At 67.2% G+C, this 2,020-nt stretch carries 1 protein-coding gene and 1 pseudogene; one reads left to right on the top strand and one right to left on the bottom strand.

Annotation, left to right across the window (positions count from 1 at the left end):
• Window positions 1-526, top strand: a pseudogene (locus VGR06_RS33800) (HNH endonuclease); the annotation flags it as partial.
• A gap of 31 nt (window positions 527-557) precedes the next feature.
• Here VGR06_RS33800 and VGR06_RS33795 read toward each other — a convergent pair.
• The coding region (locus VGR06_RS33795) for a dolichyl-phosphate-mannose--protein mannosyltransferase (RefSeq protein WP_327563255.1) at window positions 558-2,020 on the bottom strand (1,463 nt) is incomplete at its 5' end.

The following is a 2,020-nucleotide window of genomic DNA, read 5'->3' as shown; positions in this document are numbered from 1 at the left end:
CCCGTACCCGACCCTGATCGGCCTGTCCGAGCTGCCGGGGGAGCTGGACGGGTTCGGGCCGATCCCGGCGTCGGTGGCCCGCCGGGTCGCCGCGGGTGGGACGTGGCGGCGGATCCTCACCGACCCGGCCACCGGGCGGGTGCTCGACTACGGCAGCACCCGCTACCGGCCACCGCAGGACCTGATCGACCAGGTGATCGCCAGGGACCGGACCTGCCGCGGTATCGGCTGCGACCGGCCGGCCCGCTCCTGCCAGATCGACCACACCATCCCCTACCCGGACGGGCCCACCGCGCAGGGGAACACCGGCCCGTTCTGCGACCGGCAGCACCTGTTCAAAACCCACGGCGGCTGGCAGGTCCAACAACCGGCCCCCGGCCAGTTCGTCTGGCGCACCCCCACCGGGCACACCTACACCAAACACCCCGACCCCATCGGACCCATCATCGACGACGATCGCGAACACAACGGTGCACGAACCGACAAGACAACCCACCCAGAAGAGGCCGACCCGCCACCCTTCTGAGCAGGCGGCTGAGGTCTGCCCGTTCAACTCCCTAGATCCAGCTCTGGAACCACATCCGGCTGTGCCATTCGGAGTACGGGATCACCTGCGCACTGTAGATCGGATAGAAGTAGACGAACGTCACGACGATGAGCAGGACGATCCCACCGGCGATGCCGGCTCCTATCGCCCGGCGCCGGGAGGTGGCATCCGGAGGACCGAGGATGTACCCGAGGAGGAGTGTCACCGCGAGGACGAGAAACGGCACTGCCGCCACTGCGTAGAAGGAGAAGATCGTCCGCTCGGTGTAGTGAAACCACGGCAGGTAGGTCGCGGCGACGCCGGCGAGCACCGCGCCGGCCCGCCAGTCCCGCCGCACGACCCACAGCCACAGGCAGAAGATGAGAGCGCCCACGCTGAGCCACCAAAGCGCAGGAGTCCCCAGCGCCAGCACGGCGCTCGAGCAGCTGTCGGCGGTGCATCCCTGCTGACCGCTTTTCAGGCTCACGTAGTAATACGAGACGGGGCGGGCCAGCACCAGCCAGCCCCACGGACTGGACATGTAGGGGTGTGGGCTCTTACTGCGTTTGAGCCCGGTATGGAAGTTGTATGCCTCCGAGTGGTAGTGCCACAGGCTGCGGACGGCGTCGGGTACGAATGGCCAGCTCGTTCCGCGGCCCTCAGCCCAGTGACGGTCATAGCCGTCATCGGTGAGGAACCAGCCGGTCCACGAGGCGGTGTACACAACCGCGGCGATGCCAACGATCGCGCCCAGCGCAGGCAACGCATCTCTCAAGAGGGCGCCGCGCAGCGGCGAGCCCACCCCCGCCGCCCGCCGCGCTCCGATGTCCCAGACGAAGGTCATGACCCCTAGAACGACGATCGCGTAGATCCCGCTCCACTTCGTCGCCGTCGCCAAGCCGAGGCAGACACCCGCGAGCAGCCGCCAGGGCCGCCAGCCGAGCCGGGGACCGAACTCGCCGGACACATTCGCCAGCGATCCGCCATGGCGCTCCGCGAGGACGGCAAGCCGCTCTCGCGCGCGATCCCTGTCGACAAGCAGGCAGCCGAACGCCGCGAGGACAAAGAACATAAGGATCAGGTCGAGCAGCGACGTCCGGCTCATCACGAAGTGCAGCCCATCAACCGCGAGCAGCAGACCGGCGGTGCAGCCGAGCATCGTCGATCCGGTGAGCCGCCGCGCGATCCGAGCGATCATCAGCACCGAGAGCGTGCCGAGGAGGGCGACGGCGACTCGCCACCCAAAGGGATCAAGCCCGAACAGCTGCTCGCCAACCGAGATGATCCACTTTCCGGCGGGTGGGTGGACGACAAAAGCGGGACTTCCGCTGAAGACGTTCTGCTTACCGTCGAGGATCAACTGATTGGCGTTCTTGACGTAATCCAACTCGACGCCGTGCTGCAGCAGCGACCAGGCGTCCTTCGCGTAGTAGGTCTCGTCGAAGACGAACGCGTGCGGGCTGCCCAGTCGGTAGAAGCGCAGAACACCAGCGA

This window comes from Actinophytocola sp. (assembly GCF_036002505.1).
Lineage (GTDB): Bacteria > Actinomycetota > Actinomycetes > Mycobacteriales > Pseudonocardiaceae > DASYTH01.
The sequence above is the reverse complement of the archived record's forward strand: the minus strand, read 5'-3'. Positions and strand labels throughout refer to the sequence as shown.